The sequence below is a fragment of the Kitasatospora sp. NPDC056076 genome, assembly GCF_042266305.1.
GTDB lineage: Bacteria > Actinomycetota > Actinomycetes > Streptomycetales > Streptomycetaceae > Kitasatospora.
In genome coordinates this window covers 29,757-55,792 of sequence record NZ_JBHJWG010000033.1, presented here as the reverse complement: position 1 = coordinate 55,792, position 26,036 = coordinate 29,757, and the positions used below count along the sequence as shown (strand labels likewise).

The 26,036-nt window shown below is 75.0% G+C and carries 19 protein-coding genes and 1 riboswitch; of the genes, 14 read left to right on the top strand and 5 right to left on the bottom strand.

Translation table 11 applies throughout. The annotated features are described in order from the left end of the window. The first annotated feature begins 76 nt into the window (after positions 1–76). The 7 genes from ACFC1T_RS25340 (at position 77) to ACFC1T_RS25310 (ending at position 7,013) form a co-directional block, all read left to right on the top strand. Complete coding sequence (locus ACFC1T_RS25340; RefSeq protein WP_375892031.1) at positions 77–1,216, top strand: CapA family protein; 1,140 nt, start codon at positions 77–79, stop codon at positions 1,214–1,216. A gap of 415 nt (positions 1,217–1,631) precedes the next feature. After that, a complete protein-coding gene (locus ACFC1T_RS25335; RefSeq protein ID WP_375892113.1) occupies positions 1,632–2,378 on the top strand; it encodes a 2,3-dihydro-2,3-dihydroxybenzoate dehydrogenase in 747 nt (248 codons plus the stop codon). 61 nt (positions 2,379–2,439) lie between these two features. Further along, positions 2,440–3,651: an isochorismate synthase DhbC gene (gene dhbC / locus ACFC1T_RS25330; RefSeq protein ID WP_375892029.1), complete on the top strand. Its 1,212-nt coding sequence runs from the start codon at positions 2,440–2,442 to the stop codon at positions 3,649–3,651. Next, positions 3,648–5,318 (top strand): (2,3-dihydroxybenzoyl)adenylate synthase, encoded by a 1,671-nt coding sequence (locus ACFC1T_RS25325; RefSeq protein ID WP_375892027.1) that lies wholly within the window; start codon positions 3,648–3,650, stop codon positions 5,316–5,318. Before dhbC ends, ACFC1T_RS25325 begins: the two co-directional genes overlap by 4 nt. 53 nt (positions 5,319–5,371) lie before the next feature. Beyond that, the gene (locus ACFC1T_RS25320) at positions 5,372–6,022 is read left to right on the top strand and encodes an isochorismatase family protein (RefSeq protein ID WP_375892025.1); all 651 of its coding nucleotides are present in this window, start codon (positions 5,372–5,374) and stop codon (positions 6,020–6,022) included. Positions 6,023–6,027: 5 nt separating this feature from the next. Then, on the top strand, positions 6,028–6,261 hold the full coding sequence (locus tag ACFC1T_RS25315; protein ID WP_375892023.1) for a phosphopantetheine-binding protein: 234 nt from the start codon (positions 6,028–6,030) through the stop codon (positions 6,259–6,261). A gap of 56 nt (positions 6,262–6,317) precedes the next feature. Beyond that, positions 6,318–7,013, top strand: coding sequence for an AMP-binding protein (locus ACFC1T_RS25310; protein WP_375892021.1), 696 nt, complete (start codon positions 6,318–6,320; stop codon positions 7,011–7,013). A 100-nt stretch (positions 7,014–7,113) separates the two neighbouring features. Here the strand turns inward: ACFC1T_RS25310 and ACFC1T_RS25305 are convergent, their stop codons facing one another. Continuing rightward, positions 7,114–8,283, bottom strand: coding sequence for an amidohydrolase (locus ACFC1T_RS25305; RefSeq protein ID WP_375892020.1), 1,170 nt, complete (start codon positions 8,281–8,283; stop codon positions 7,114–7,116). A gap of 117 nt (positions 8,284–8,400) precedes the next feature. On the opposite strand from ACFC1T_RS25305, the gene ACFC1T_RS25300 reads away from it, so the two are divergent. From ACFC1T_RS25300 to ACFC1T_RS25275, 6 genes are all read left to right on the top strand, one after another. After that, on the top strand, positions 8,401–15,834 hold the full coding sequence (locus tag ACFC1T_RS25300) for an amino acid adenylation domain-containing protein (protein WP_375892018.1): 7,434 nt from the start codon (positions 8,401–8,403) through the stop codon (positions 15,832–15,834). After that, positions 15,827–16,012: an MbtH family protein gene (locus ACFC1T_RS25295; protein ID WP_375892016.1), complete on the top strand. Its 186-nt coding sequence runs from the start codon at positions 15,827–15,829 to the stop codon at positions 16,010–16,012. The genes ACFC1T_RS25300 and ACFC1T_RS25295 overlap by 8 nt, the downstream gene beginning before the upstream one ends. Continuing rightward, positions 16,009–17,403 carry a DHA2 family efflux MFS transporter permease subunit gene (locus ACFC1T_RS25290; RefSeq protein ID WP_375892014.1) on the top strand — a complete coding sequence of 465 codons (1,395 nt, stop codon included), beginning with the start codon at positions 16,009–16,011 and terminating at the stop codon, positions 17,401–17,403. The genes ACFC1T_RS25295 and ACFC1T_RS25290 overlap by 4 nt, the downstream gene beginning before the upstream one ends. 52 nt (positions 17,404–17,455) lie before the next feature. Further along, complete coding sequence (locus ACFC1T_RS25285; protein ID WP_375892013.1) at positions 17,456–18,040, top strand: hypothetical protein; 585 nt, start codon at positions 17,456–17,458, stop codon at positions 18,038–18,040. A gap of 75 nt (positions 18,041–18,115) precedes the next feature. After that, positions 18,116–18,667 (top strand): Uma2 family endonuclease, encoded by a 552-nt coding sequence (locus ACFC1T_RS25280; protein ID WP_375892011.1) that lies wholly within the window; start codon positions 18,116–18,118, stop codon positions 18,665–18,667. Positions 18,668–18,792: 125 nt separating this feature from the next. After that, entirely contained in the window at positions 18,793–19,344 is a 552-nt protein-coding gene (locus ACFC1T_RS25275; RefSeq protein ID WP_375892010.1) for a YceI family protein, read from the top strand. A gap of 99 nt (positions 19,345–19,443) precedes the next feature. Here the strand turns inward: ACFC1T_RS25275 and ACFC1T_RS25270 are convergent, their stop codons facing one another. The 4 genes from ACFC1T_RS25270 to fhuB form a co-directional block, all read right to left on the bottom strand. Then, positions 19,444–20,439 (bottom strand): hypothetical protein, encoded by a 996-nt coding sequence (locus ACFC1T_RS25270; protein ID WP_375892008.1) that lies wholly within the window; start codon positions 20,437–20,439, stop codon positions 19,444–19,446. A gap of 192 nt (positions 20,440–20,631) precedes the next feature. Continuing rightward, a complete protein-coding gene (locus ACFC1T_RS25265) occupies positions 20,632–21,489 on the bottom strand; it encodes an MBL fold metallo-hydrolase (protein ID WP_375892007.1) in 858 nt (285 codons plus the stop codon). 12 nt (positions 21,490–21,501) lie between these two features. Beyond that, positions 21,502–21,561, bottom strand: a riboswitch (guanidine-III (ykkC-III) riboswitch). A 16-nt stretch (positions 21,562–21,577) separates the two neighbouring features. Further along, entirely contained in the window at positions 21,578–22,702 is a 1,125-nt protein-coding gene (fes, locus tag ACFC1T_RS25260) for an enterochelin esterase (protein WP_375892005.1), read from the bottom strand. Positions 22,703–22,719: 17 nt separating this feature from the next. Then, on the bottom strand, positions 22,720–24,879 hold the full coding sequence (fhuB, locus tag ACFC1T_RS25255; protein ID WP_375892004.1) for a Fe(3+)-hydroxamate ABC transporter permease FhuB: 2,160 nt from the start codon (positions 24,877–24,879) through the stop codon (positions 22,720–22,722). Positions 24,880–24,984: 105 nt separating this feature from the next. Between fhuB and ACFC1T_RS25250 the strand changes: the two genes are divergently transcribed. Continuing rightward, a complete protein-coding gene (locus ACFC1T_RS25250; RefSeq protein ID WP_375892002.1) occupies positions 24,985–26,013 on the top strand; it encodes an ABC transporter substrate-binding protein in 1,029 nt (342 codons plus the stop codon). Positions 26,014–26,036 lie beyond the last annotated feature (23 nt).

Here is a 26,036-nt window from a genome sequence, read left to right as displayed (position 1 = left end):
TTGTGGATGCGGGCACAAGCGGTGCCGATTCGGTGGCGTAGGCTGACCGCTTGCATCGACCTCGGGGGGACCACTCATGCGCCGTGCCGCGGCTGCCGTCGCCGTGCTCGTCGGCCTGACCGTCGCCACCGCCTGCGGGCCGGACGACCCGGCACCCGGCTCGGCGTCGACCGCCCCGCCCGCCGCGGCGCCCCCGGCCTCCGCCGCCGCGACCACCGGTACGGCCCCCGCAGCCGCCCCCACCAAGGGCGGCGCGCCCCGCCCGGACGGCACCATCACCGTCGCCTTCGCCGGAGACGTCCACTTCGAGGGCCGCACCGAGCCCCGGCTGTCCGTCCAGCCGCCCGAGCAGGCCCTCGGCCCGATCTCCCGCACCCTCGCCGACGCCGACCTCTCCGTGCTCAACCTGGAGACCGCGATCACCGGGCGCGGCGCACCCGAACCGAAGACCTACACCTTCCGCACCACGCCCAAGGCGCTGTCCGTGCTCAAGGACTCCGGCGTGGACGTCGTCTCGATGGCCAACAACCACGCCGTCGACTTCGGCGCCGACGGCCTCACCGACACCCTGGCCGCCAAGGACTCCTCGCCCGTCCCGGTGATCGGCGTCGGGCACAACGCCAAGGAGGCGTACGCCCCGTACGTGACCACCGTGCGCGGGGTGAAGGTCGCGGTGGTCGCCGCCAGCCAGGTCGAGGACATCACCAACCAGAAGTGGCGGGCCGGCGCGAACAAGCCCGGCATCGCCTCCGCCCTGGACGTCCCCGCGCTGGTCGCGGCCGTGCAGGCGGCCAAGCAGCAGGCCCCGGTCGTCCTCGTCTACCTGCACTGGGGCGAGGAGGGCAAGGCCTGCCCGACCGCCGCCCAGACCGCCGTGGCGAAGAAGCTCGCCGCCGTCGGCGCCTCCGCGGTGGTGGGCACCCACGCCCACACCATGGTCGGCTCGGGCATGCTCGGCAACACCTACATCGGGTACGGCTTCGGCAACTTCCTCTGGTACGGCACCTCCAACTACGCCTTCTCCAACGAGACCGGCGTCACCACCCTCACCCTCGCCGCCGACGGCAAGGTCAAGGGCGAGGCCTTCGCCCCGGCCACCATCGACGACAAGGGCATCCCCCAGCCGGTCACCGGCGCCGCCGCCGAGGCCGCCCTCAAGCGCCGCGACGGCCTGCGCGGCTGCGCCGGACTCACCCCGCCCCCGGCCGCCCACTGACGACGGCTGCCCACTGGCGACGGCCGTCCACCGAGACGGCGGTCCGTACATCAACGGGTGAGCGGTCAACTGGAACTGACCACCCGTAGAGCATCGTTGCGACGCCCAGTCGAGGGCGGCATCGACGCGAACCCCCTAGGGCCCGTGTTCGGACTCCCGCAGACGGGAGTCCGAAGGCGGGCCCTGGAGCCCCTGAGGCCGCTCGTCCCGTCGTCGGGGCGGGCGGCCTCTTCGCGTGCCCGGGCGGATCGGGACGCAGCAGGACGGCTGGGCGGATTGACGACGGCCCAGGTGTCGGAATCTGTCGAACGGGCTATCGGCGTAGGCGAACAAATGTGTTAGGTTAGGCTTGCCTAACATTGCTGGTCGGAGGGGAAGTCCTGTGGAACGGTCCGAATTCGCCGGTGTCGTCGCGATGGTCACCGGGGCCGGACAGGGCATCGGCGCGGCCGTGGCCCGGGCGCTGGTCGCCGAGGGGGCCGTCGTCGCGGCAGTGGACCGGGAGGCCGGCCCGCTCGCCGGGGTCGCGGCGGAATCCGAGGCGCTGCACCCGTACGCCCTGGACGTCTCCGACGCCCGAGCGGTCGACAGCGCAGTGGAGTTGATGGAACGTCAACTCGGCCCGATCGGCGTACTGGTGAACGTCGCCGGAGTGCTGCGCCCCGGCCCGGTCGTCGAACTGTCCGACGCCGACTGGGCGGAGACCTTCGCCGTCAACAGCACCGGGGTGTTCCACACCGGCCGGGCGGTCGGCCGCCGGATGGCCGAGCGGGGGCGGGGCGCCGTCGTCACGGTGGGCTCCAACGCCGCCGGGGTGCCGCGGGCCGGGATGGCCGCCTACGCGGCGTCCAAGGCGGCGGCCACCATGTTCACCCGCTGCCTCGGCCTGGAGCTGGCCCGCTCCGGGGTGCGCTGCAACGTCGTCTCGCCCGGCTCGACCGACACCCGGATGCAGCGCGGGCTGTGGGGCGAGGACGCCGAGGCGGCCGAACAGCGCGTGATCGAGGGCGACTTGGCGTCCTGGCGGGTCGGCATCCCGCTCGGGCGGATCGCCGAGCCCGCCGACGTCGCGGAGGCCGTGCTCTTCCTGGCCTCCGACCGGGCCCGGCACATCACCATGCACGACCTGTACGTCGACGGCGGCGCGACCCTGCGCGCCTGAGGCACCCCCGGGCATCCGCCGACCGCAGACCGTAGACCCGTCCCAGACTGGAGAGACCACCGTGACCACGGTGCACCACGCCCCGCCGACCCCCACCGACGGCGGCCCCGACCGAACCGCCATCGGCGCGGCCAGCGGCCTGCTCGGCCAGTACCGGGCCGCCGACGACGAGGCGTTCCTCGCCTCACCGACCCGCACCCTGCTCGCCGCGGGCGTGCACGCCCGGGTGCCGCAGGACGCCCGTCCGCTGCCCGTCCGGGTCGCCGACGCGCTGGCCGGGGCACGCCGCGACGGGGTCGAACGGCCCCTGGTGGTCGGCGCGGTGGCCTTCGACCACGACGGCCGGGACGAACTCGCCGTCCCCGCCCGGGTCCGGTCCGCCGGGGCGCTGCGCGACGACCCGCTGATCGCGCTGCCCGCGCCGCGGGCCGCGCAGGCCGGCTGGCGGATCCGCCCGGTCCCGGAGCCGGAGGCGTACGGTGCGGGCGTCGCGGCGGCCGTCGAGCGGCTGCGCGGCGGGGAGTTGAGCAAGGTGGTGCTGGCCCGCACGCTGGAGCTGACCAGCGACCGGCCGCTCGACCTGCCGGCCGTGCTGCAGCGCCTGGCCCGGCGCGACCCCGGCGGCTACACCTTCGCCGTCCCGGCCGGCGCCGGCAGCACCCTGATCGGCGCCAGCCCCGAACTCCTGCTCTCCCGCCGGGGCACGGCCGTGCTGGCCAACCCGCTGGCCGGCTCGGTGCCGCGCAGCGAGGACCTCGGCGAGGACGTCCGGCGCGCCGCCGCGCTGCTGGAGTCGCCCAAGGACCTGCACGAGCACGCCGTGGTGGTGGACGCGATCCGCGCGGCGCTGGCGCCGTACTGCCGGAACCTGGACGTGCCGGAGCGGCCCACCCTGGTGCGGACGGCGGCGATGTGGCACCTGGCCACCACGATCAGCGGTGAGCTGGCCGACCCGGCCGTCTCCGCCCTGGAGCTGGCCTGCGCGCTGCACCCGACCCCGGCGGTCTGCGGCACGCCGACGGACGTCGCCCGCCGGGTGATCGGCGAGATCGAGCCCTTCGAGCGGGGCCTGTACACCGGCATGGTCGGCTGGGGCGACGAGAGCGGCGACGGCGAGTGGGTGGTGACCATCCGCTGCGCGCAGGCGCAGGACCGCACGCTGCGGGTGTACGCGGGCGCCGGGGTGGTCGAGCAGTCCCGTCCGGAGGCCGAACTCGCCGAGACCAGCGCCAAGTTCCGCACCTTCCTGGAGGCCGCGGGGGTGGCGCTGTGACGCCCCTGGACGAGGTGCTGGACGGATTCACCCCGTACCCGGCCGAGTTCGCCGAGCGCTACCGGGCGGCCGGCCACTGGCGCGGCGAGACCTTCGGGCGGATGCTGCGCGAGCGCGCCGCCGCGCACGGCGACCGGATCGCCGTGGTCGACCCCGGCGGCCACTCGGTGGCGGCGGGCGAGCGGCGCTGGACGTACGCCGAACTCGACCGCCGGGCCGACCGGATGGCCGCCGGGCTGCTCGCCCGCGGGCTCCGGGCCGGGGACCGGGTGGTGGTCCAACTGCCCAACGCCGCCGAGTTCTTCGAGGTGGTCTTCGCCCTGTTCCGGATCGGTGCGCTGCCGGTCTTCGCGCTGCCCGCGCACCGCTACGCGGAGATCTCGCACTTCTGCGCGTTCACGGGCGCCGTGGCGTACGTCGTCCCCGGCGTCGAGGGCGGCTTCGACCACCGCGAACTCGCCACCCGGGTACGGGCGGAGAACCCGGACCTGCGGCTGGTGCTGGTGGCCGGCGAGGACCCGGGCGAGCACCTGCGGCTGGCGGACGTGCCCTGCGACGGGCCCGGCCCCGCGCGCGAACCCGAGCCCGGGGACGTCGCGTTCCTCCAGCTCTCGGGCGGCAGCACTGGGGTGCCGAAGCTGATCCCGCGCACCCACGACGACTACATCTACTCGCTGCGCGGCTCGGTCGAGCTGTGCGCGCTGGACGGGCGCAGCGTCTACCTGTGCGTGCTGCCCGCCGCCCACAACTTCCCGCTCAGCTCGCCCGGTTCGCTCGGCACGCTGTACGCCGGCGGCCGGGTGGTGCTCTGCCCGCAGCCCAGCCCCGAGACGGCCTTCCCGCTGATGGCGCGCGAGGGCGTCACCGTCACCGGGCTCGTCCCGCCGCTCGCGCTGCTGTGGCTGGACGCCGTGGAGCGCGGCGCCCGCGGCCACGAGAGCCTGGAGGTGCTGCTGGTCGGCGGCGCCAAGTTCAGCGAGGAGGCGGCCCGGCGGGTCGGCCCGGTGCTGGGCTGCACGCTCCAGCAGGTGTTCGGGATGGCCGAGGGCCTGGTCAACTACACCCGGCTGGACGACCCGGAGGAGCTGATCGCCACCACCCAGGGCCGGCCGATCTCTGCCGACGACGAGGTCCGGGTGGTCGACGACCAGGACCGCGACCTGCCCGACGGCACCACCGGGCACCTGCTCACCCGCGGCCCGTACACCATCCGCGGCTACTGGAACGCCCCCGGGCACAACGCGGCCTCCTTCACCGCGGACGGCTACTACCGCACCGGGGACCTGGTCCGCCGGCTCCCCAGCGGCCACCTGGTGGTCGAGGGCCGGGCCAAGGACCAGATCAACCGGGGCGGCGAGAAGGTCGCCGCCGAGGAGATCGAGAACCACCTGCTCGCCCACCCGGCCGTGCACGACGCGGCGGTGGTGTCGATGCCCGACCCGTACCTCGGCGAACGCACCTGCGCGTACGTCGTGCTCCGCGCCGAACACCGCGAACAGCCGCCGAAGGGCGTCGAGTTGAAGCGCTTCGTGCGCGGGCGCGGACTGGCCGAGTACAAGGTGCCGGACCGGGTGGAGTTCGTCGACGCCTTCCCCGCCACCGGGATCGGCAAGGTCAGCAAGAAGGACCTGCGGGCCGCCATCGCGGCCTCCCTCCCCGCATCGTGACAGCCCCCCGTCTACCCCCCATCACCCCCGTGAATCCGAGGAGTTCGACCATCGTGGGCCTGCCCCGCATTCCCTCCTACCCGCTGCCCACCGCCGGGGAGCTGCCCGCCAACCGGGTCTCCTGGACGGTGGACCCGGCCCGCGCCGTGCTGCTGGTGCACGACCTGCAGAACCACTTCCTGGACGCCTTCCCGGGCGACGCCGCGCCCCTGCCCGAACTCCTGGACAACGTCGCCGCGTTGACCGCCGCGGCCCGCGCGAGCGGGGTGCCGGTCCTCTACTCGGCGCAGCGCGGCGGGCAGAGCCCGGCCGAACGCGGACTCCAGCAGGACTTCTGGGGCCCCGGCATCCCCGACGACCCGCGCGCCACCGCGGTCGCCGACGCCGTCGCCCCGGCCGAGGGCGACACCGTCCTCACCAAGTGGAAGTACAGCGCCTTCGTGCGCACCGAGTTGGAGCAGCTGCTGCGCGAGCAGGGCCGCGACCAGCTGGTGATCACCGGGGTCTACGCCCACATCGGCGTGCAGGCCACCGCCTGCGACGCCTGGATGCGGGACGTCCGGGCCTTCGTGGTGGCCGACGCGGTCGCCGACTTCGGACCGGACGAGCACCGCACCGCACTGGAGTGGATCGCCGGGCGGTGCGGGGCGGTCACCACGACGGACGTCGTACGCGCGGCGCTGGACGGGACGGACGGGAAGTGACGGGCGTGGACGCGACCGGTTTCACTGTGGAACGGATCCGGGGCGAGGTCGCCGACCTGCTCGGCGAGGCCCCGGCGGACATCCCGCTGGACGAGAACCTGGCCGACTGGGGGCTGGACTCGATCCGGCTGATGACCCTGGCCGAGCGCTGGCGGGCCGAGGGTGCCGAGGTGGAGTTCGTACGGCTGGCGGAGCGGCCGTCCGTCGAGGCCTGGGCCGAACTGCTGGGCGTGGCCTGATGGAGGCGGTCGTACGGGAGGCGGGAGCGGGCCCGGCCGGCGCGGGGGGCCCTTCCGTGGAGGAGGGCCCGGCCGGGCTGCTCGCGGCGGAGGGGCTGGTCCTGCCGGAACCGGTGCGGTCCGGTCCGGCGGTCGAGTACCCGGCCACCACCGTGGTCGGCCCGGTCGAGGCCCAGGCGGCCCGGACGCCGCAGGCGCCGGCGCTGGTGCTCGCGGACGGCGGGGTGGTGACGTACCGGGAGCTGAACGCCTCGGCCAACCGGCTGGCCCGGGCCCTGGCCCGGCGCGGCGCCCGGCCGGGTGCGGTGGTCGGGCTGACGCCCGCCGGCCGTCCGGAGGAGCAGCTGACGGCGGTGCTCGCGGTGGCCAAGTCCGGGGCGGCGTGGCTGTCGTTGGACCCGGCGGACCCGCCCGGGCGGCGGGACTGGCTGCGCGCCGAGAACGAGCTGGTCTGCGTGCTGGGGGAGGGGACACCGGGTGCACCGGGCGGCCTCGACACCACCGGCGAGCTGGACACCGACCCGCCGCGCGCGCTCACCCCGCAGCACCTGCTCAGCGTCGGGTACGGCCCGGGCGGGCGCCCGGCCGCCGTCCGGCTGACCCACGCCGAGGCGGACCGACGGGTGCGCGAGCTCCAGGCCGCCCACCCGCTCGGGCCGGGCGACCGGGTGCTGCAACTGCGGCTGCCGCACTGGGGCTTCCTCTGGCCGCTGCGGACGGGCGCGGCGGTGGTGCTGGCGGGCGGCGGCTGACGGATGACAGCGAACAACTTTCAGCGAACAGATGATGAAAGATGAAATCTGTTCGCTGAAAGTTGTCATCTGTTATCTGTCGGCCGTCAGCCGTTGGCCGTCAGCCGTTGGCCGTCGGCCGCCCCGCCGCCAGGTCCATCGCCGTCCACGCCATCGCCACCGCGCCGTCCAGCAGGGCCCGTTCGGCCTCCGCCCCGAGCGCGGCCTCGGCGAAGGCCGCCTCGTGCGGTGCGCAGGAGCCCCCGGTGATGTCCAGGACCGGATGGATGGAGGGCACCACGTGCGAGACGTTCCCCATGTCCGTGCAGGCGAACGGCGCGCGCTCGACCGGTTCCGGCCGGCCCAGCGCCGCCGCGTTGGCGCGCCAGTGGGTGAGCAGTGCCGGGTCGGAGCGCATGTCCAGGTAGTCCGGCTCGGGCCTGGTCAGCTCCACCTCGCAGCCGGTGGCCAGCGCCCCGGCCCGGAAGCAGTCCTCGACCCGCGCCCGCAGGTGGGCGAGGTCCTCGGCCGCCGAGGCGCGGATCTCGTACTCGGCGCTCGCGCTGTCGGGGATCAGGTTCGGGGCCGTCCCGGCCGCGGTGGTGATGCCGTGCACCCGCCACTGGGGCGGGAGTTGCTGCCGCAGCAGCCCGAGCGCGACCTGCGCGACGGTGAGCGCGTCGGCGGCGTTGCGGCCCTCGTGCGGGTTGAGGCTGGGGTGGGCGGCGCGCCCGGTGTAGCGGACGGACAGGGTGCCCAGAGCGAAGGAGCGGAAGTCGGCGACCTCGACCGGGCAGGGGTGCACCATCATCGCCGCGTCCACCCCGTCGAAGGCTCCGGCCTCCAGCAGCAGGGCCTTGCCGGCCCCGCGCTCCTCGGCCGGTGCGCCGATCACCCGTACGGTGAGCCCGAGTTCGTCCGCGTACGGGGCGAGCCCGAGTGCCGCGCCGACGCCGGCGGCGGCGATCAGGTTGTGCCCGCAGGCGTGCCCCAGGCCGGGGAGGGCGTCGTACTCGCAGACCAGCGCGACGGTGACCGGCCCGCTGCCGAGGCTCGCGGTGAACGCGGTGGCCAGGCCGTGGGCGGGTGCGATGACCGAGTAGCCGTGGGAGCGCAGCAGTTGGGCGCACCAGGCGGCCGCCCGGTGCTCCTCGAAGGCGGTCTCGGGGTGGGCGTGGATGCGGTGGCTGAGCGCCAGCAGGTCGGCCGTGTGCGCGTGGACGCGTTCGCGGACGGCCTGCTTGGCCGCGCTCGGCGCCTGGTTCTCGGGCTGATTCCGGGGCTGGGTCATGGGCGTCTCCGGGATGTCAGGGGCGCGGCCGCACGGGGCCGTTGACCAGATCGTATGAAGTTAGATTAGGCTAACCTAAGTAAGGCGTTCCGGATCCCCCGAGGAGCTCTCCGCACCATGCCCGCCGTCGAAAAGCAGCCCGCCGATCAGCAGCCCGTCGATCAGCAGCCCACCGGGGCCCGGCCCGCCGACGTCCCGCTGCTCGCCGCCCAGGCCGCCGTCTGGTACGCCCAGTCGCTCGACCCCGCCAGCCCGGTCTACAACACCGGCGACGCCGTCGAGATCACCGGACCGCTCGACGAGGAGGCCTTCGAGGCGGCCCTGCGGCAGACGGTGGACGAGGCCGAGGCCCTCGGCGCGGTCGTCGTCACCGGCCCGGACGGCACCCCGCACCAGCGCCTGACCCCCGGTCACCGCTGGCCGCTGCACCGCCTCGACCTGCGGGCCGCCGAGGAGCCGTCCGCCGAGGCCGAGGCCTGGATGCGCGCCGACCTCGCCCGCCCGGCCGACCTCACCACCGGCCCGCTGTTCACCCAGGCCCTCATCCGGCTCGCCGACGACCAGCGGATCTGGTACCGCCGGATCCACCACCTCGCCGTCGACGCCTACGCGTTGACCCTCCTCGGCGACCGCATCGCCGCCCACTACACCGCCCGCACCACCGGCGCCGACCCCGGCCCCAGCCCCTTCGCCCGCCTCGCCGAGGCCGCCGCCGAGGAGGCCGCCTACCGCGCGGGCGAGGACTACCGCACCGACCGCGCCCACTGGTCCGCCCACCTCGCCGGCACCGACGCCCCGGCCGTCCTGCCGGGCACCCCCGCCGGGCGCCCCGGGGCCGAGCACTCCGGGGCCGAGCGGCCCGGGGCCGAGCGCTCCGGGCGCCCCGGGGCCGAGTCGACCCCGCTGCGGCTGACCGCCACCCTCCCCGCCGGCACCCGCGAGCGCCTGGAGCGCGCCGCCACCGCGGCCCGCGCCACCTGGGCCGAGCTCCTCCTCGCCGCCACCGCCGGCTACCTGCACCGCCTGACCGGCGCCGAGGACGTCCTGCTCGGCCTCCCGCTCGCCAACCGCCGCGGCCCCGCCGCCCTGCGCACGCCCGTCGCCGCCGCCAACGTGCTGCCGCTGCGCCTGGCCGTCCGCCCCGCCGACACCGCCGAGGACCTGCTGCGCCAGGTGGTCCGCGCCCTGCGCACCGCCCGCCGCCACCAGCGCTACCCGCTGGAGGACCTGCGCCGCGACCTCGGCCGCACCGGCGGACGCCGCGCCCTGTTCGGCCCGATGGTCAACATCAAGGCCTTCGAGGCCGACCTCGACCTGGCCGGCCTGCCCGGCGCGGTCCGCAACCTCGCCGCCGGACCGGTCGACGACCTCGCCGTGAACATCTCGCCCGGCCCCGACGGCGGCCTGCGCCTGGTCCTCGACGCCGACCCGGCCCGCCACGGCGCCGACTCGCTGGCCGCCCACCGCGACGGCCTGCTGCGCTACCTCGACGCCCTCACCGAGCTGCTGCTCACCGACCCGACGACGCCGATCGCCCGGATCGACCTGCTGGACGCCGACGCCCTGCGCCGCGCCACCGAAGGCCGCACCGAACCCCCGGTCGAGCGGACCGTGCCCGAGCTGTTCTCCGCCCAGGCCGCCCGCACCCCGGCCGCCGTCGCCGTCCGCTGCGGCGAAACCGCCCTCACCTTCGGCGAGTTGGAGAGCCGGTCCGACCGCCTCGCCCACCGGCTGCGCGGCCTCGGCGTCCACGGCGGCGCGCCCGTCGCCCTCGCCCTGCCGCGCAGCGCGGACACCCTGGTCGCGATGCTCGCCGTGCTCAAGGCCGGCGGCGCCTGCGTCAGCCTCGACCTGGCCCACCCCCGGCAGCGGCTCGCCGCCGTGCTGGCCGACGCCCGCCCGGTCTGCGCCGTCGGCACCCCCGAGGCGCTCGCCGACCTCGACCTGCCGCCCGGCCTGCCCACCGTACGGCCGTCCGACGCCGAGGCCCCCGTCACCGCCGCGGCCCCCGGTGCCACCGCGGCCCCTGAGGCCCCCGGGAGCCCCGAGGCGCCCCTGCCGGCCCCGCGCCTCCACGACGCCGCCTACGTGCTGCACACCTCCGGCTCCACCGGCCGCCCCAAGGGCGTGGTCGTCACCCACGCCTCGCTCGCCAACCTGCACGCCGGCCACGGCGAGGACCACATCGCCCCCGCCGTCCGCCGCACCGGCCGCGAGCGCCTGCGCATCGCCCACAGCGCCTCCTTCGCCTTCGACGCCTCCTGGGACCCGGTGCTGTGGATGGTCCACGGCCACGAGCTCCACCTGCTCGACGACGCCACCTACCGCGACCCGGCGGCCCTCGCCGCCCACCTCCACCGCGAGCGCATCGACTACCTCGACCTCACCCCCTCCTACCTCGAAGTCCTCCTCGCCGAAGGCGTGCTGGACGAGGACCGGCACCGCCCCTCGGTGCTCGCGGTCGGCGGCGAGGCCACCCCGCCCGCCCTCTGGCAGCGGCTCGCCGCCGTCCCCGGCCTGCACCCGATCGACCTCTACGGCCCCACCGAGACCACCGTCGACGCCTACGCCTGGACCCCGGGCCCGGACGGCGCCCCGACCGGCCGGGTGGTGCGCGGCTCCCGCGCCTACGTCCTGGACGGCTCGCTGCGCCCCGCGCCCGACGGCGTGACCGGCGAACTGTACGTGGCCGGTGCCTGCCTGGCCCGCGGCTACCTCGGCCGCCCCGACCTCACCGCCGAACGCTTCCTCGCCGACCCCTTCGGCCCGCCCGGCGACCGGATGTACCGCACCGGCGACCTCGCCCGCCGCCGCCCCGACGGCACCCTGGAGTTCCTCGGGCGCGCCGACGACCAGGTGAAGATCCGCGGCTTCCGGGTCGAACCCGGCGAGATCGCCGCCGTCCTCGCCCAACTGCCGGGCGTGGCCCAGGCCGTGGTGATCGCCCGACCCGGGCCGCAGGGCAAGCGACTGCTCGGCTACGTCGTCCCCGCCACCGGTGGACTCTCGACCGGTCAACTCCCCACTGGTACCGTCCCCGTCCCCGACCCTGACCCCGAGGCCCTGCGCGCCGCGCTCGCCGCCCGGCTGCCCGCCCACATGGTCCCGGCCGCCGTCCTGCTGCTGGACGAACTGCCGCGCACCGCCCACGACAAGCTGGACCACCGCGCCCTCCCGGAGCCCGCCGCCACCACCCCCGGCGCGGCCGCCGCCACCCCGCAGGAGGAACTGGTCTGCGGGCTGTTCGCCGACGTCCTCGGCCTGCCCGCCGCACCCGGCCGGGAGGAGTCCTTCTTCGACCTCGGCGGCCACTCCCTGCTCGCCGGTCGGCTGGCCGCCCGGCTGCGCGAGACCTTCGCCGCACCGGTCGCCTTCGCCGACGTCTTCCGCCACCCGACCCCGGCCGCCCTCGCCGCCCTGCTCCGGCCCGCAGCGCAGGACGGGCCCCCCGAGGCCGGGCCCGCCGAACCCCGCCCGGCCCTGGTGCCCGTGCCCCGCACCGAGCGGATGCCGCTCTCGCCCGCCCAGCGCGGCCTCTGGTTCCTGCACCGGCTCGAAGGCCCCAGCCCCACCTACAACATCCCGCTCGCCCTCACCCTCACCGGCCCGCTCGACCGCGCCGCCCTCACCCTCGCCCTCGGCGACCTCACCGCCCGGCACGAAGTCCTGCGCACCGTCTACGGCGAGGAGCCGGACGGCACGCCGTACCAGCGGATCCTGCCGCCCGCGCCGGTCGAACTCCCGGACGTCGAGGGCGAGCTGTCCGAGGCCGTCCGGTACGCCTTCGACCTCACCGCCGAACCCCCGCTGCGCGCCACGCTGTTCGCCCACGGGCCCGAGCGGCACACCCTGCTCCTGCTGCTCCACCACATCGCCGGCGACGGCGCCTCCACCACCCCGCTGCTGCACGACCTCGCCGCCGCCTACACCGCCCGGCTGGCCGGGCGCGCGCCCGAACTCGTCCCATTGGACATCCAGTTCGCCGACCACGCGGCCTGGCAGCGACAGCTGCTCGGCACCGTGGACGCACCCACCCCGCTCGCCGTACGGCAGACCGAGCACTGGCGCACCGCCCTGGCCGGCCTGCCCGACCAGCTCGACCTGCCCACCGACCGCCCCCGCCCGCCACTGGCCGGACACGACGGCGCCACCGTCCCCTTCGCCCTCGGCGCCGAGGCGCACACCGCCCTCGCCGCGCTCGCCCGCGCCACCGGCGGCACCGTGTTCATGGCCGTCCAGGCCGGCCTCGCCGCGCTGCTCACCCGGCACGGCTGCGGCACCGACATCCCCGTCGGCACCCCGCTCGCCGGGCGCGAGGACGAGCGGACCGCCGCCCTGGTCGGCTACTTCGTCAACTCCGCCGTGCTGCGCACCGACACCGCCGGCGACCCGTCCTTCCGGGAACTGCTCCGGCGTGTGCGCGGCACCGTGCTGGCCGCGCACGAGCACGCCGACCTGCCCTTCGACCGCCTGGTCGAGGAACTCAACCCGGCCCGCTCGCTCGCCCGCCACCCGCTGTTCCAGGTGATGCTCGCCTGGCAGAGCCGCGCCGACGAACCCCTCGCGCTCGGCGGCGGCCTGACCGCCGAGATCGCCGCGATCCCCAGCGGCACCGCCAAGTTCGACCTCACCCTCAACGCGGGGGAGCGGCCCGGCGGCGGCATCGGCGGCTTCCTGGAGTACCGCACCGACCTCTTCGACCCCGCCACCGCGACCGCCCTCGCGGACCGCCTCACCCGGCTGCTCACCGCCGCCGCCACCGCCCCGGACACCCCGATCGGCCGGCTGCCGCTGATCAGCGCGGAGGAGCACCGGCGCGCCCTGGTCGAGTGGAACCTCACCCCGTCCGTCGCAGCCGTGCCGACGGCGCCCGTGCCGGCGGCCACCGACCCGTTCGCCACCGACCCGTTCGCCACCGACTCGACCGCCACCCTGCCCGAGCTCTTCGAGGCCGCGGCCGCCGCCAACCCGCGCGCCGTAGCGGTCAGTTGCGGCGACGACCGACTCGACTACACCGAACTCTCCGCCCGCGCCGACCGCCTGGCCCGCCTGCTGGCCGCCCACGGCATCGGCCCCGGCACCATCGTCGCGCTCGCCCTGCCCCGCTCGGTCGACCTGGTCGTCGCCCTGCTCGCGGTCGCCAAGTCCGGCGCCGCCTACCTCCCGCTCGACCCCGACTACCCGGCCGACCGCCTCGCCTACATGCTGGCCGACGCCACCCCCGCCGCCCTGCTCACCGACCGGGCCACCGCCCCCCGGCTGCCCGCCCACGACGTCCCCCGACTCCTGGTCGACGGGCCGGAGTCGGCGCGGTACCCGGCCACCCCGCTCGCCCAGCACGAACGCACCCGTCCGCTGCGCGCCGAGGACACCGCGTACGTCATCTACACCTCCGGCTCCACCGGCCGGCCCAAGGGCGTGCCCGTCACCCAGCGCAACGTCGCCCGGCTGTTCAGCTCCACCGACCACTGGTTCGGCTTCGACGCCCAGGACGTCTGGACGCTCTTCCACTCCTACGCCTTCGACTTCTCGGTCTGGGAGTTGTGGGGCGCGCTGCTGTACGGCGGCCGGCTGGTCGTCGTCCCGCACCTGGTCAGCCGCGACCCGGCGGCCTTCCTCGACCTGCTCGCCCGCGAGCGCGTCACCGTGCTCAACCAGACCCCGTCCGCCTTCTACCAGCTCAGCGCCGCCGACCGGGACCGCCCCGGCAGCGAACTCGCCCTGCGCTACGTGGTGTTCGGCGGCGAGGCGCTCGAACTCGGCCGCCTCGACGACTGGTACTCCCGGCACCCGCAGGACGCCCCGACCCTGGTCAACATGTACGGCATCACCGAGACCACCGTGCACGTCTCGTACATCGCCCTCGACCGGGCGAGCGCCGCCGCGACCAGCAGCAGCACCATCGGCGTCAACATCCCCGACCTGCGGGTCTACGTCCTGGACCAGCACCTCCAGCCCGTCCCGCCCGGCGTCACCGGCGAGATGTACGTCGCCGGGGCCGGCCTGGCCCGCGGCTACCTCGGCCGGCCCGAACTCACCGCCACCCGCTTCGTCGCCGACCCGCACGCCGAACTGTTCGGCGAGCGGGGCACCCGGATGTACCGCTCCGGCGACCTCGCCCGCCGCCGGGCGGACGGCGTGCTGGAGTACTTCGGCCGCGCCGACCAGCAGGTGAAGCTGCGCGGCTTCCGGATCGAACTCGGCGAGATCGAGGCCGTGCTGGCCGCCCACCCGGCCGTCGCCGACGCCGCCGTGGTGGTCCGCGAGGACGTCCCCGGCGACAAGCGCCTGGTCGGCTACGTCGTGGGCACTTCCCCCACCGCCCCCACCACCCCCGCCGCCTCGCCCGAGGACCTGCGCGCCCACGCCGCCGCCGAACTGCCCGCCCACATGGTCCCCTCCGCTGTGGTCCTGGTCGACCGGCTGCCGCTGACCGCCAACGGCAAGCTCGACCGCCGGGCCCTGCCCGCCCCCGAGGCCCCCGCCGCCAAAGCCGGCCGCCCGCCCCGCAGCCCGCGCGAGCAGCAGCTCTGCCAGCTCTTCGCCGAGGTCCTGGGCCTGGAGGCAGTCGGGGTCGAGGACGACTTCTTCGCGCTCGGCGGCCACTCCCTGCTGGTGGTCCGGCTGGCCGGCCGGATCCGCGAGGTGCTCGGCCTGGAGGTCGGCATCGGCGCGCTGTTCCAGGCCTCCAGCGTGGCCGCGCTCGACGCCGCCCTGTCCGAGGGCGCCCCCGGCGCCGACGCCCTGGACGTGCTGCTCCCGCTGCGCCCGACCGCCCCCGGCCGCCGGGCCCCGCTGTTCGCGATCCACCCGGCCGGCGGCCTCAGCTGGTGCTACACCGGCCTGATCCGCCACCTCCCGGCCGACGTCCCCCTCTACGGCCTCCAGGCCCAGGGCGTCGGCGCCGCCACCGTCGGCGAACCGCTGCCCGCGACCATGGAGGAGCTGGCCGCGCACTACGCCGACCGGCTGCGCGAGGTCCAGCCCGAGGGGCCGTACCGGCTGCTCGGCTGGTCCACCGGCGGGATCATCGCCCACGCCGTCGCCGTCCGGCTCCAGGAGCTCGGCCAGCGGGTCGAACTGCTCGCGATCCTGGACGCCTACCCGGCCGAGGGCTTCCGCGAACTGCCCGTCCCGGACCAGGCCGAAGCCCTGGAGGCGCTGCTCACCATGGGCGGCTTCGGGCCCGACGACCTCGCCGGGCAGCCGCTCGAACTCGACTCCGTCATCGAGCTGCTGGGCCGCGAGGGCAGCCCGCTGGCCGGACTGGACCGGTCCACCGTGACGGCGCTCAACGAGATCTACCTCAACACCAACCACCTGGTGCGCGGCTACGACCACCGCCCCTTCCACGGCGACGTCCGGTTCTTCCGCGCCACCGTCGACACCATCGACGAGACCCTGGTGCCCGAACTCTGGGCCCCCTACGTGACCGGCCGGATCCACAACACCGACGTGGCCTGCTCGCACAAGGACATGACCCTGCCCGCACCGATCGCGCACATCGCGAGCGTGATCGCCGACCACCTGGAGAACCCCGACCATGAGTGACGCCCCCGCCAACCCCTTCGACGCCGACGGCGAGTTCCTGGCCCTCGTCAACGGCCAGGGCCAGCACTCCCTGTGGCCCGCCTTCGCCGCCGTCCCGCCCGGCTGGGGCGTCGCCCACGGCCCCTGCGCCCGCCCCGACGCCCTCGCCTGGATCACCGCGCACTGGACCGACCTGTGACCCCTCCCGCCGTCGCGTCCCCGGCGCGCCCCCTGCTCGCGGGGCGCGCCGCCGTGGTCGTCGTGTACACCGCCGCGATGTGCATGAACGGCCTCGACTCGACCATCGTCAACCCCGCGCTGTACCGGATCGCCGAGGACTTCGGCCGGCCCGTCCCGGCGGCCAACTCCGTCGAGACCGCCTTCCTGATCGGCCTCGCCCTCGGCCTGCCGGTGGCGGGCTGGCTCGGTGACCGGTACGGCGTGAAGCGGGTCTTCCTCGGCGCGCTCGCCGTCTTCACCCTCGCCTCCGCACTCTGCGCCGCCGCCCCCGGCCTCGGCGCCCTGGCCGCTGCCCGCGCCGTCCAGGGCGTGGCGGGCGGCCTGCTCACCCCGGTCGGCATGACCCTGCTGTTCCGCGCCTTCACGCCGGAGGAGCGCCCGCGCCTGGGCCGGATCCTGATCGTGCCGACCGCCCTGATGCCCGCCCTCGGACCGCCCCTCGGCGGCTTCCTCACCGAACACCTCTCCTGGCACTGGCTGTTCCTGGTCAACCTGCCGGTCGGCATCGCCGCCGTGGCACTCGGCCTGGCCGCCCTGCGGACCGAACCGGAACCCCCGGCCGGCCGCTTCGACACCCGCGGCTTCCTGCTCGCCACCCCGGGCCTCGGCCTGCTCACCTACGCCCTCGGCTTCGGCCCGGCCCACGGCTGGACGGCACCGGCGGTCTGGCTCGGCGGCCTCGCCGGAGCCGCCCTGCTCGGGCTCGCGGTACGCAACCAGCTCCGCTCGCCCGAACCGCTGGTGGACCTGCGGCTGCTCGCCGACCGCTCCTACGGCGCGGCGAGCTGGCTGGCGCTGCTCACCTCGGCCGGTCTGATGGGCGCCCTGTTCGTGCTGCCGCTGCTCTACCAGGCCGCCCGCGGCGCCACCGCCCTGGACGCCGGGCTCAGCGTCTTCCCCGAGGCGATCGGCCTGATGGCCGCCTCCCAGGTGGTCGACCGGCTGCTGCCCAGGCTCGGCCCGCGCCGCCTCGCCCTGCCCGCCCTGCTGCTGGCCGCGGCGATCCTCGCCGCCCTCGGCCTCGCCGAGAACCCCTGGGCCGTACGGGCGTTGATGTTCGCCGTCGGACTGGTGCTGGGCACCGCCGTGCTCACCGTCCAGATCGCCGGCTTCGCCGACGTCCCGCCGCCCGCGATGGGCCGGGCGATGGCCCTCTTCACCATCCTGCGCACCCTCGGCGGCGCCATCGGCATCGCCGCCACCGCCGCCCTGATCGGCGCCCTCGGCGACGGCGCCGACCCCGCCCCCTACCGCCTCGCCCTCGCCGTCACCGCCGCACTGGTCGCCGCCGGAGCCCTCCTCGCCCGCCGCCTCCCGGCCCAGGGCCCACCCCCGCCCCCGGAGGGCTGAGGGGCCCGGAACGCGGCTGCGCCGCAGGTCAGTCCTGGTGCATCATCGGGGGATGACGAACGCTGCCTCCTTCCGCGAGCCCGGCAACTGGCTCGGCGGGTTCTACGAACTGGCCATCGAGGTCGGCCCCACCGGTGACGACGACCGGCTGGCGGCCGCCCTCGCCGCCGTCTGGACCGCAGCGGGTGTCGAGGGCTGCGTCACCGGCCGGGACGCCGAACCCGAGGAACAGCCGGAGGCCCCGTGCACCCTCGCCTCGCTGGCCGGGACTGGCCATCTCCAGGGCCGGGTCCGGCTGCCGGAGGGGCAGTTGGTGGTGTGCGGGTGCATGGTCGTCCGGGAGGAGGACGGCAGCGACTGGCTCGACTTCTACGTCCCGACCGGCGCCCTGGACGCGGCCGGGGTGCCGGCCCGGGCCGGTCTGATGTCCTACCGGTCGGCCGCCCTCGACGACTGGCTCGCCGCCGTCGCCACCGAGGCCCACCGCACCGTGTCCTTCCCCCTCGCCCTGGTCGGCTGGGAGGTCTCCGGCAGCACCGACGCCGCCACCCTCGCCGGCCGCCCACCGGCCCACCGCACCGTCGGCTACCTCCTCCCGCAGGGCGGCAGCCTCCATTACGCCCAGGCCAACGCCTGACCCCGGTCCGGCTGGAGGCTCGCCCGTCCGCTCGGTCCGCCGCCGTACGGTGGCGGGAGCACCGGAGGAGGGCGCATGAACCCCGAGCGCTACCGGCTTCTCGAAGAGGCTCGGCGGAGCCTCCCGGACGGCTACAAGGTCGAGCTGTCCGGCGACGTCATCGTCATGCAGGCGTCGCCGCGCCCGACCCACCAACTGAACCTCGCGCTCGTCCAGCGCCAGTTCGAGGCCCACTGCCCGCCCGGGTACTTCCCGACCGGGAACAGCGACCTCTCCTCGCCCGGGGCGGGCGCCGTGCGCAACCCCGACCTCACCTACCTGCCCGAGGACGTCGTCGATCTCAGCGGCCACGAGATCCCGGCCGAGCTCGCGCTGATCGCGGTCGAGGTCGTCTCCCCGTCCAACCCCGAGAACGACTGGACGGGGAAGGTTCGGGACTACCCGCGGATGGGCTTCCCGCTCTATCTGATCATCGACCCGCGCCAGAGGACCGTCACCCTGTTCTCGGAGCCGAACCGCGACCGCTACCACACCCGTACCGAGCGGGAGTTCGGCGAGACGATCCGGATCCCCGAGCCGTTCGGCTTCGAGCTGGACCTGGCGCGGCTGGTCCCGTACCGGGACTGAGAGGGCTTCACCCGTTGGCGGGAACTTGGCACGGTGGTGCCGCGCGGCGGGCGGGGTGATACTGCATTGGGCTGACACCTTGCAGGCTGACGCCCGGACCCCGGGCCACCCCTTGGAGGTACCTGATGACCGTTTCGCTTCCCGAGCTCACCGGGGACTACGTCCTCGACCCCGCGCACTCCCGGATCGGCTTCGTCGCCCGGCACGCCATGGTGACCAAGGTGCGGGGCGCGTTCGGGCAGTTCGAGGGCACCGCGCACCTGGACGGAGCCGATCCGACGCGGTCGACCGGCCAGGTGGTGATCAAGGCCGAGAGCATCGACTCCGGAGTCGAGCAGCGCGACCAGCACCTGCGCACCAACGACTTCCTGGACGCCCCCAACTTCCCGGACATCACCTTCCGTTCGACCTCGGTCGAGGCCAAGTCCGACACCGACTACCGGGTCACCGGTGACCTCACCATCAAGGACACCACCCGCCCGGTGGCCATCGACTTCGAGTACACCGGCAACGCGGTGGACCCGTACGGCAACTTGCGGGTGGGCCTGGAGGGTTCGCTGACGATCAGCCGCAAGGAGTTCGGCGTGACCTGGAACGCGGCGCTGGAGGGCGGCGGCGTGCTGGTCGGCGACAAGGTGGTGCTGGAGTTCGACATCTCCGCGATCAAGCAGAGCTAGCGAGGCGGAGAGAGGCGAGGCGAGCCGGCGGTCCCTCTCGAACACCGTCCGGGAGGGACCGCCGACTCAGCTCCGAGCCGGAGCCGCCGCGGCTTCGGCTCAGCCGAAGAGGGTGTCGTGGACGGTGGCCATCCGCGCCTGGGCGGGGTGCCTCTTGACCCAGTCCGTGATGTTGTTCACCGCGACGTCGGTGTCGGTCTCCTTGCGGTAGTCCGAGAGCCGGGATCCGGCGATCACGCCGTTGACCCCGATCTCGCCGAGCATCCGTGCCGCGCAGTCGGCACCGTCGGGTGAGGAGCCCATGGTCCAGGCGAAGACGCCGGCGATGTTCCCCGCCTCACGGTTGGCGACGCTGTCCCTGAGCCCCGTGACCTTGTCGCCGTTGGTCTTCATGCAGGTCCCGGTCAACGTGGCGAAGACCGCCGAACCGTCGGTGGCGAACCGGTGCTTGGTGGGGATTCCGCCGCCCTCCCGGGAGAAGGTGTCGCGCACCTGCGCGTAGGTGCCCGTCACGGCCGTCGACTCCAGGGGGTCCAGGTTCTGCTTGAGCGCGTTCCAGGCGGCGTCACTGCTCGACGAGTAGGGCACCTCGTACATCACCCTGATCCCGGCGGCCAGCAGTTTGTCGCGGACCAGGCCTCGCAGTGCACTGATCTGGGCGGGCTGGTCGCCGTCGGTGGACGACTTGATGTCGACCCACACGGCCGTGAGGTTCTTGCCGTTGCGCCGGGCGTTGGCCAGCGCGTCGAAGACGGCACCGGTGCGCTTCCGCTTGATGTTGACCAGGTCGACGCTCTCCGAGGCCGGGTTGCCGGGGTCGCAGGAGACCCACTGCCTGGTGCCGCCGCACGCGCCGGAGACGTTGAACGCGGCATCGACCTCGACGCCGTTGTAGCCGGCGGCGAGGGCGTTGTCGACCTGGTCGGCGGAGTTCAGGTTGTGGGCGAAGACGTAGATCGGGCGCGGGGGATGCGGGGCGGCCGGGGCCGAGGTCACGGGCATCGCGGTGAGGAGGACCGCGGTGATGCCGACCGTGGCGTGGCCACCACCCCGGAGGCGGCGCAGGCTGCGGGAGACCCGCTCGGATCGTGCCATAAGAGGACACTCCTTCCTGAGGGGTGTACGTCCTGTTCATGTCAAGTTCGAGAGTGAGTGGCTCCGCGGGATGTGCCCGGCGGGATGTGACGCAACTATGCCGAGCAGGCGTCAGGCGTGCAAGACCACCGATACGGGCAAACCGTCAGCACCCGCGCCGGCCCACCCGGGCCGGCGTGACTGCCCGGCCCCTCAGTCGTTGGGGCAGAGGATCAGGTCGTCCAGCGCGTGGCGGCGCGGGCGGTCGCCCAGTTCCGTGACGGCGGCGCGGATGCGGTGCAGGTGGTCGACGGTGAGCTGGAGCGGGGGCTCGTCGGGCTGGTGGGTGGTGCGGATCGGGTAGTCGACGCCCGGCTCGCGGGTCATCTCGATGTGGCAGCCGAGGACGTGCGTGACGGGCCGCTCCCGGGTGAACGCGATCAGGCGCTCGATGCTGCGACCGAAGGCGGGCCAGTCGTCGATGTAGAGCCGACCGGGGTAGACGGTGTCGCCGGTGAGCAGGAAGCCCGTCCACGGGTCGTAGTAGGTGACGGCGGCCGGGTGGTGGCCGGGGGTGGCCAGGCACTCGAGGATCCGCCCGCCGCCGAGGTCGACGCGCGCGGTGGCCTCCGGGTCGTGGTCGAAGCCGAAGTACGCCCAGGCGGTGGGCCGGTCGGCGCCGACCAGGGCGGTGTCCGGCCGGTCGGCGAACTGCCCGTCCCCCGCGACGTGGTCGCCGTGCGGGTGGGTGTGCAGGACCAGCAGCGGGTAGTGGTCGCGGGGGTTGCGGGCGAGCCACTGCGCGATCAGGCCGTCGACGGTCGCCCGGAGCGGGAAGTACGCGGGCTCGGCGGTCGCCCCGGTGTCGATGAGGACCGCCCGGTCCGCCCCGAAGAGCAGGAACAGGAACGGCGCCTCGTAGTGCACCGCCTTGTTCTGCCGCAGGATGACGGTGTTCTCGTCGTACGCGTAGGCCTGGATCTCCGGGTCCGTGTCGTGCTTCGCGGACGGCGAGCCGTGGATCCACGGCACGTCCAGCGGACGGGCGATCGGTGCGTCGGCGGCGGTCATGACGACTCCCTGGGTGCGTCGTCTTGGCGGGCCGGGTACGGCGCACATCTCGTCCGGGGCGGGCGCCGTCGCGCTGCCGTCGGCGACGCTAGCACGGGTCGTTCGCCGACGCCCGGCCCAGCAGGTGCGCCAGCCCGTCCGCGAGGCCGCCGCGCCAGCAGGCGTAGTCGTGGCCGCCGTTGAACTCCTGGTAGTGGAGGTCGTAGCCGCGTGCCGTGAGCACGTCGCGCAGGTGGCGGTTCTGGGTGAGCAGCATCCACTCCTGGAGGCCGACCTCGATCCAGAACCGGGCGTCCCGGTGGGGTTCGGCGGCGAAGCGGCGGGTGAGCCACTCGCTGCCGGCGTCGAACTCGGTCTCGTCGGGCCACCAGAAGGAGCCGGACTGGGAGAGGGCGTTGCCGAAGCGGTCCGGGCGCCGGAAGGCGGCGTAGGCGGCGGTGAGGCCGCCGGCGCTCTGGCCGGCGACGACGGTCCGGCGCGGGTCGTCGGTGGCGTCGAACTCCGCTGCGGCCCAGGGCAGAAGGCGGTCGGCGAGGAGGTCGACGAAGGCCGGGTTGCAGCTCAGGTCGTCGGGGCGGCCGGGGCCCATGGTGTGCACCAGCAGGGCGACGGTGGGCGGGATCGCGCCGTCGGAGGTCAGGTTGTCGAGGGTGTCGCCGACGGAGAGCACCTCGCCCCACATCTCGCCGTCGAGCAACACCGCGACCGGGTACGGGCCGAGGCCGGGTCCGTACCCGGCGGGGAGGTGGACGTCGACCCGCCGCCCGGCCACCGTGCGGGGGAGGGTGCGCCCGCGCGGCACGTCCTCGCGCCGCCGGGCGTACGGCTGGGCGGGGGCCTGCGGCAGGCTGAGCACGGAGGCGGGGTGGCGGCCGTCGCGGGCGGGCAGGCGGGGTTCGCTGTCGTGGGGGTCGGGGCGGGCGTGGTCGAGGACGTGCAGCCAGTCGGCGCGGGTGGTGCCGGGGGGAGCGCCGTGGAAGGGGTGCAGCTGGTAGGAGGCGCGGTGGTCGGCGCGCAGCCGGTAGGTGATCTCCCAGCGGCCGCCCCGGCGTTCCATCAGGTGGGGGGTCAGGTCGCCGGCGTGCCGGTCCTTGTCGGTGACGGTGTGGACGAGGGCGAGCACGCCGTTGCAGTCCTGTTCGGTGGAGATGAAGGTGACCAGCCGGTACGCGGCGTCGTCCGGGTCGGGTGCGATCAGCGGGAAGGCGTTCAACGTCTTTCTCTCCAGGATCAGTTGGTACGGCGCCCGAGCAGCACCCAGAGCAGGAAGGGGCCGCCGAGCACGGTGGTGACGATGCCGACGGGGATCTCCACCCCGCCGATCAGCACCCGTCCGAGGGTGTCGGCGAGCACGACGAGCAGGGCGCCGGTGAGCGCGGAGCCGAGCACCGGCACCCGGGTCGGTCCGGCGAGCCGGGCGGCGAGTACGGGTGCGGCGAGGGCGACGAAGCCGACCGGCCCGCAGATCCCGACGGCGAGCCCGGCGAGGGCGACGGCGAGCAGCAGGCAGGCGAGCCGGACCCGCCCGGGGTCGACGCCGAGCGAGGCGGCCACGCTGTCGTCGAAGCGCAGCACCGCCAGCCGTCGGGCCACCACCAGGGCGGTCGGCACCAGGACGGCGAGTCCGAGGAGCGCGGGTGTGGCGATGGCGTAGTCCCGGCCGTTGAGGCTGCCGGAGGTCCAGACGTACAGCGAGCCGGCGGAGTTGAGCGAGCGCCGGGCGAGGGCGACCTGGATGACGGCCGAGGCGAGCGCCGACATGGCGAGTCCGACGACCAGGACCCGGTAGCCGCGGGCGCCGAGCCCGCCGGAGACGAGGGTGACGACCAGGACGGCGGCCAGCGCGCCGAGCGGTCCGGCCCACCAGGCGCCGAAGGTGCCGGAGGCGGTGGCGGAGATCAGTACGGCGGCGGTGGCGCCGTCGTTGACGCCGAGGAGTTCGGGGGTGGCGAGCCGGTTGCGGGCCAGGGTCTGGGTCAGGCAGCCGGCGAGTCCGAGGGCGGCTCCGGCGGCGAGTCCGGCGACGATCCGGCCGAGGCGGAACTTCTGCACCAGCAGGACGTCCAGCCGCTCGCCGTAGCCGAACACGGCCTGGAAGGTCTTGCCGAGGCCGAGTTCGCTCTGTCCGGCGTGCGCGGAGACGACCACGACGGCGAGCAGGGCGGTGGCGAGGCCGAGTCCGGCGAGCAGCGGCCGGCGCGGCACCAGCAGGGACCAGGCGCCGTACCGCAGGGCCGGGTCCGGCCGCGCCGGGCGCTGTTCGGCGCGCTGGACGGGCGGGGCCTCGGCGGCGGGGTCGCCGATCGCCAGGGCGGCGGAGCGGCGGGAGCGGACGATGGCGATCAGCGCGGGGGCGCCGACCAGGGCGACGATCACCGAGACCGGCGCCTCGAAGGGCCGGGCGACCACCCGGGCGAGCACGTCCGCGCCGGTGAGCACGGCGGCGCCGAACAGCCCGGCGAACAGGGTGAGTCGGCCGATCCGGGGCCCGGCGAGGGCGCGGGCCAGGAAGCCGGCGAGCAGGCCGAGGAAGGAGATCGGCCCGGCCAGGGCGACGGCCGAGGCGGTGAGCAGGGTGACGGCGGCGGCGACGGCGGCGCGGGTGGCGCCGGGGCGGTGGCCGAGGCCGCGGGCGAGGTCGTCGCCGAGGGCGAGGGCGGTGAGCGGCCGGGTGGTGAGCAGGGCGAGCAGGAAGCCGGCGCCGAGGACGGGGGCGAGTTGGCCCAGGGTCGTCCAGCCTTCCACCCCGGCCAGTGAGCCGAGCACCCAGACCCGGTAACGGTCGTACGCTTCGGGCGAGTTGACGATGAGCACGCCGGTGATGCCGCCGAAGGTCGCGCCGACGGCGGAGCCGCCGAGGACCAGCCGCATGGGGGAGCCGCCGCCCCGGCTGCCGGCGATCAGCAGGACCAGGGTGCTGGCGAGGACGGCGCCGCCGAATGCGAAGGCGAGGTACCCGTAGGAGGTCTGCACGCCGAGCACGGCGATGCCGAGGACGACGCCGAGCGAGGCGCCCGCGTTGACGCCGAGCAGGCCGGTCTCGGCCAGCGGGTTGCGGGTGACCGACTGGAGCTGGGCGCCGGCGACGCCGAGGGCGGCGCCGACCAGCAGCGCCGTCAGGGTGCGGGGCAGCCGCAACTCGCCGACGACGAGGGCGAGTCGGCTGTCGGCGCGGGCGCCGTCGCGGTCGAGCAGGTAGTCCAGGACCCGTCCCGGCCCGACCTCGCCGGCGCCGACCGAGAGCGAGAGCGCGGTGAGCGCGAGCAGCACCGCGACCGCCCCGGCGGCGACCGGCCAGGCGCTGTCCCGGAGGGGGCGGGCCGGTGGGGGAGGGGCGCCGGGCGCGGTGACGGCGGGCGCTTCGGGGGCGCCCACTTGCGACGATGTCATAAGGTAAGGCTAACCTAATGGCCGGAGCGTCCCGCCGGCACCGCCGTCGTGCCGGGCTGCCCGGACGCCCCCAACTCCCGTACCACCCCCGCCCCGGAGGCACCCATGCCGTACGCCCAGAGCCCGCTCCACCCCGTCCGCCGCCGCGCGGCCCAGGCGCTGGCCGTCACCGGGGCGGCCGCCCTCCTGCTCACCGGGTGCGGCTCCTCCGGGTCCTCGTCCACGTCCGCGGACCCCTCCAACTCCGCGTCCGCCGCCCCGGGCAGCGCGGCGGACGCGGCCAACGGCGGCAAGCGCACCGTCAAGGACGCCACCGGCAAGGCCGTCGAGGTCCCCGCCGAGCCCAAGCGGATCGTCACCCTCACCCAGGAGGACCTCGACGCGGTGCTCGCCCTCGGCCTCAAGCCCGCCGGCATCACCAACGGCCAGGGGCTCAACGAGCCGCCCGCGTACCTCAAGGACAAGGTCCAGGGCGTGCCGGTGGTCGGCAACCTGCTCCAGCCGGTGATGGACAAGGTGATCGCCGCCAAGCCCGACCTCATCCTGGCCGGGGACATGCAGGACGAGCAGGTGCTCAAGCAGCTGCGCGAGATCACCCCCGCCACCCTGGTCACCATGGCGCCCACCGACGACTGGAAGCTCGCCTTCCGGGGCATCGGCAACGCCGTCAACAAGCTCGACCAGGCCACCAAGGTGATCGACGACTACCAGGCCAAGGCCACCAAGGCCGGTGCCGACCTCGGCAAGAACAAGGGCGCCGCCGTCTCCATCGTCCGCTGGAACCCCACCGGCCCCAGCTGGATGGAGAAGAAGCAGTTCGCGAGCGGCGTCGCCCTCGACATGGGCCTCACCCGCCCGGCCGCCCAGGACAAGGACGGCAACGCCCACAGCCCGGCGCTCAGCCTGGAGAAGCTCGCCGAGATCGACGGCGACTGGCTGTTCCTGTCCACCCTCACCGACGACGGCAAGGCCGCCCTCAAGGACGTCCAGTCCAAGCCCGCCTACCAGCAGTTGAACGCGGTGAAGAACAACCACGCCGTCACCGTGGACGGTTCGGTCTGGTCCACCCGGGGCGGCCCGCTGGCGGCCGACGTCGTCATCGGCGACCTCGGCAAGGCCCTGTCCGGTTCCTGAGCGCGCGGAACCGGGGGGCTGAG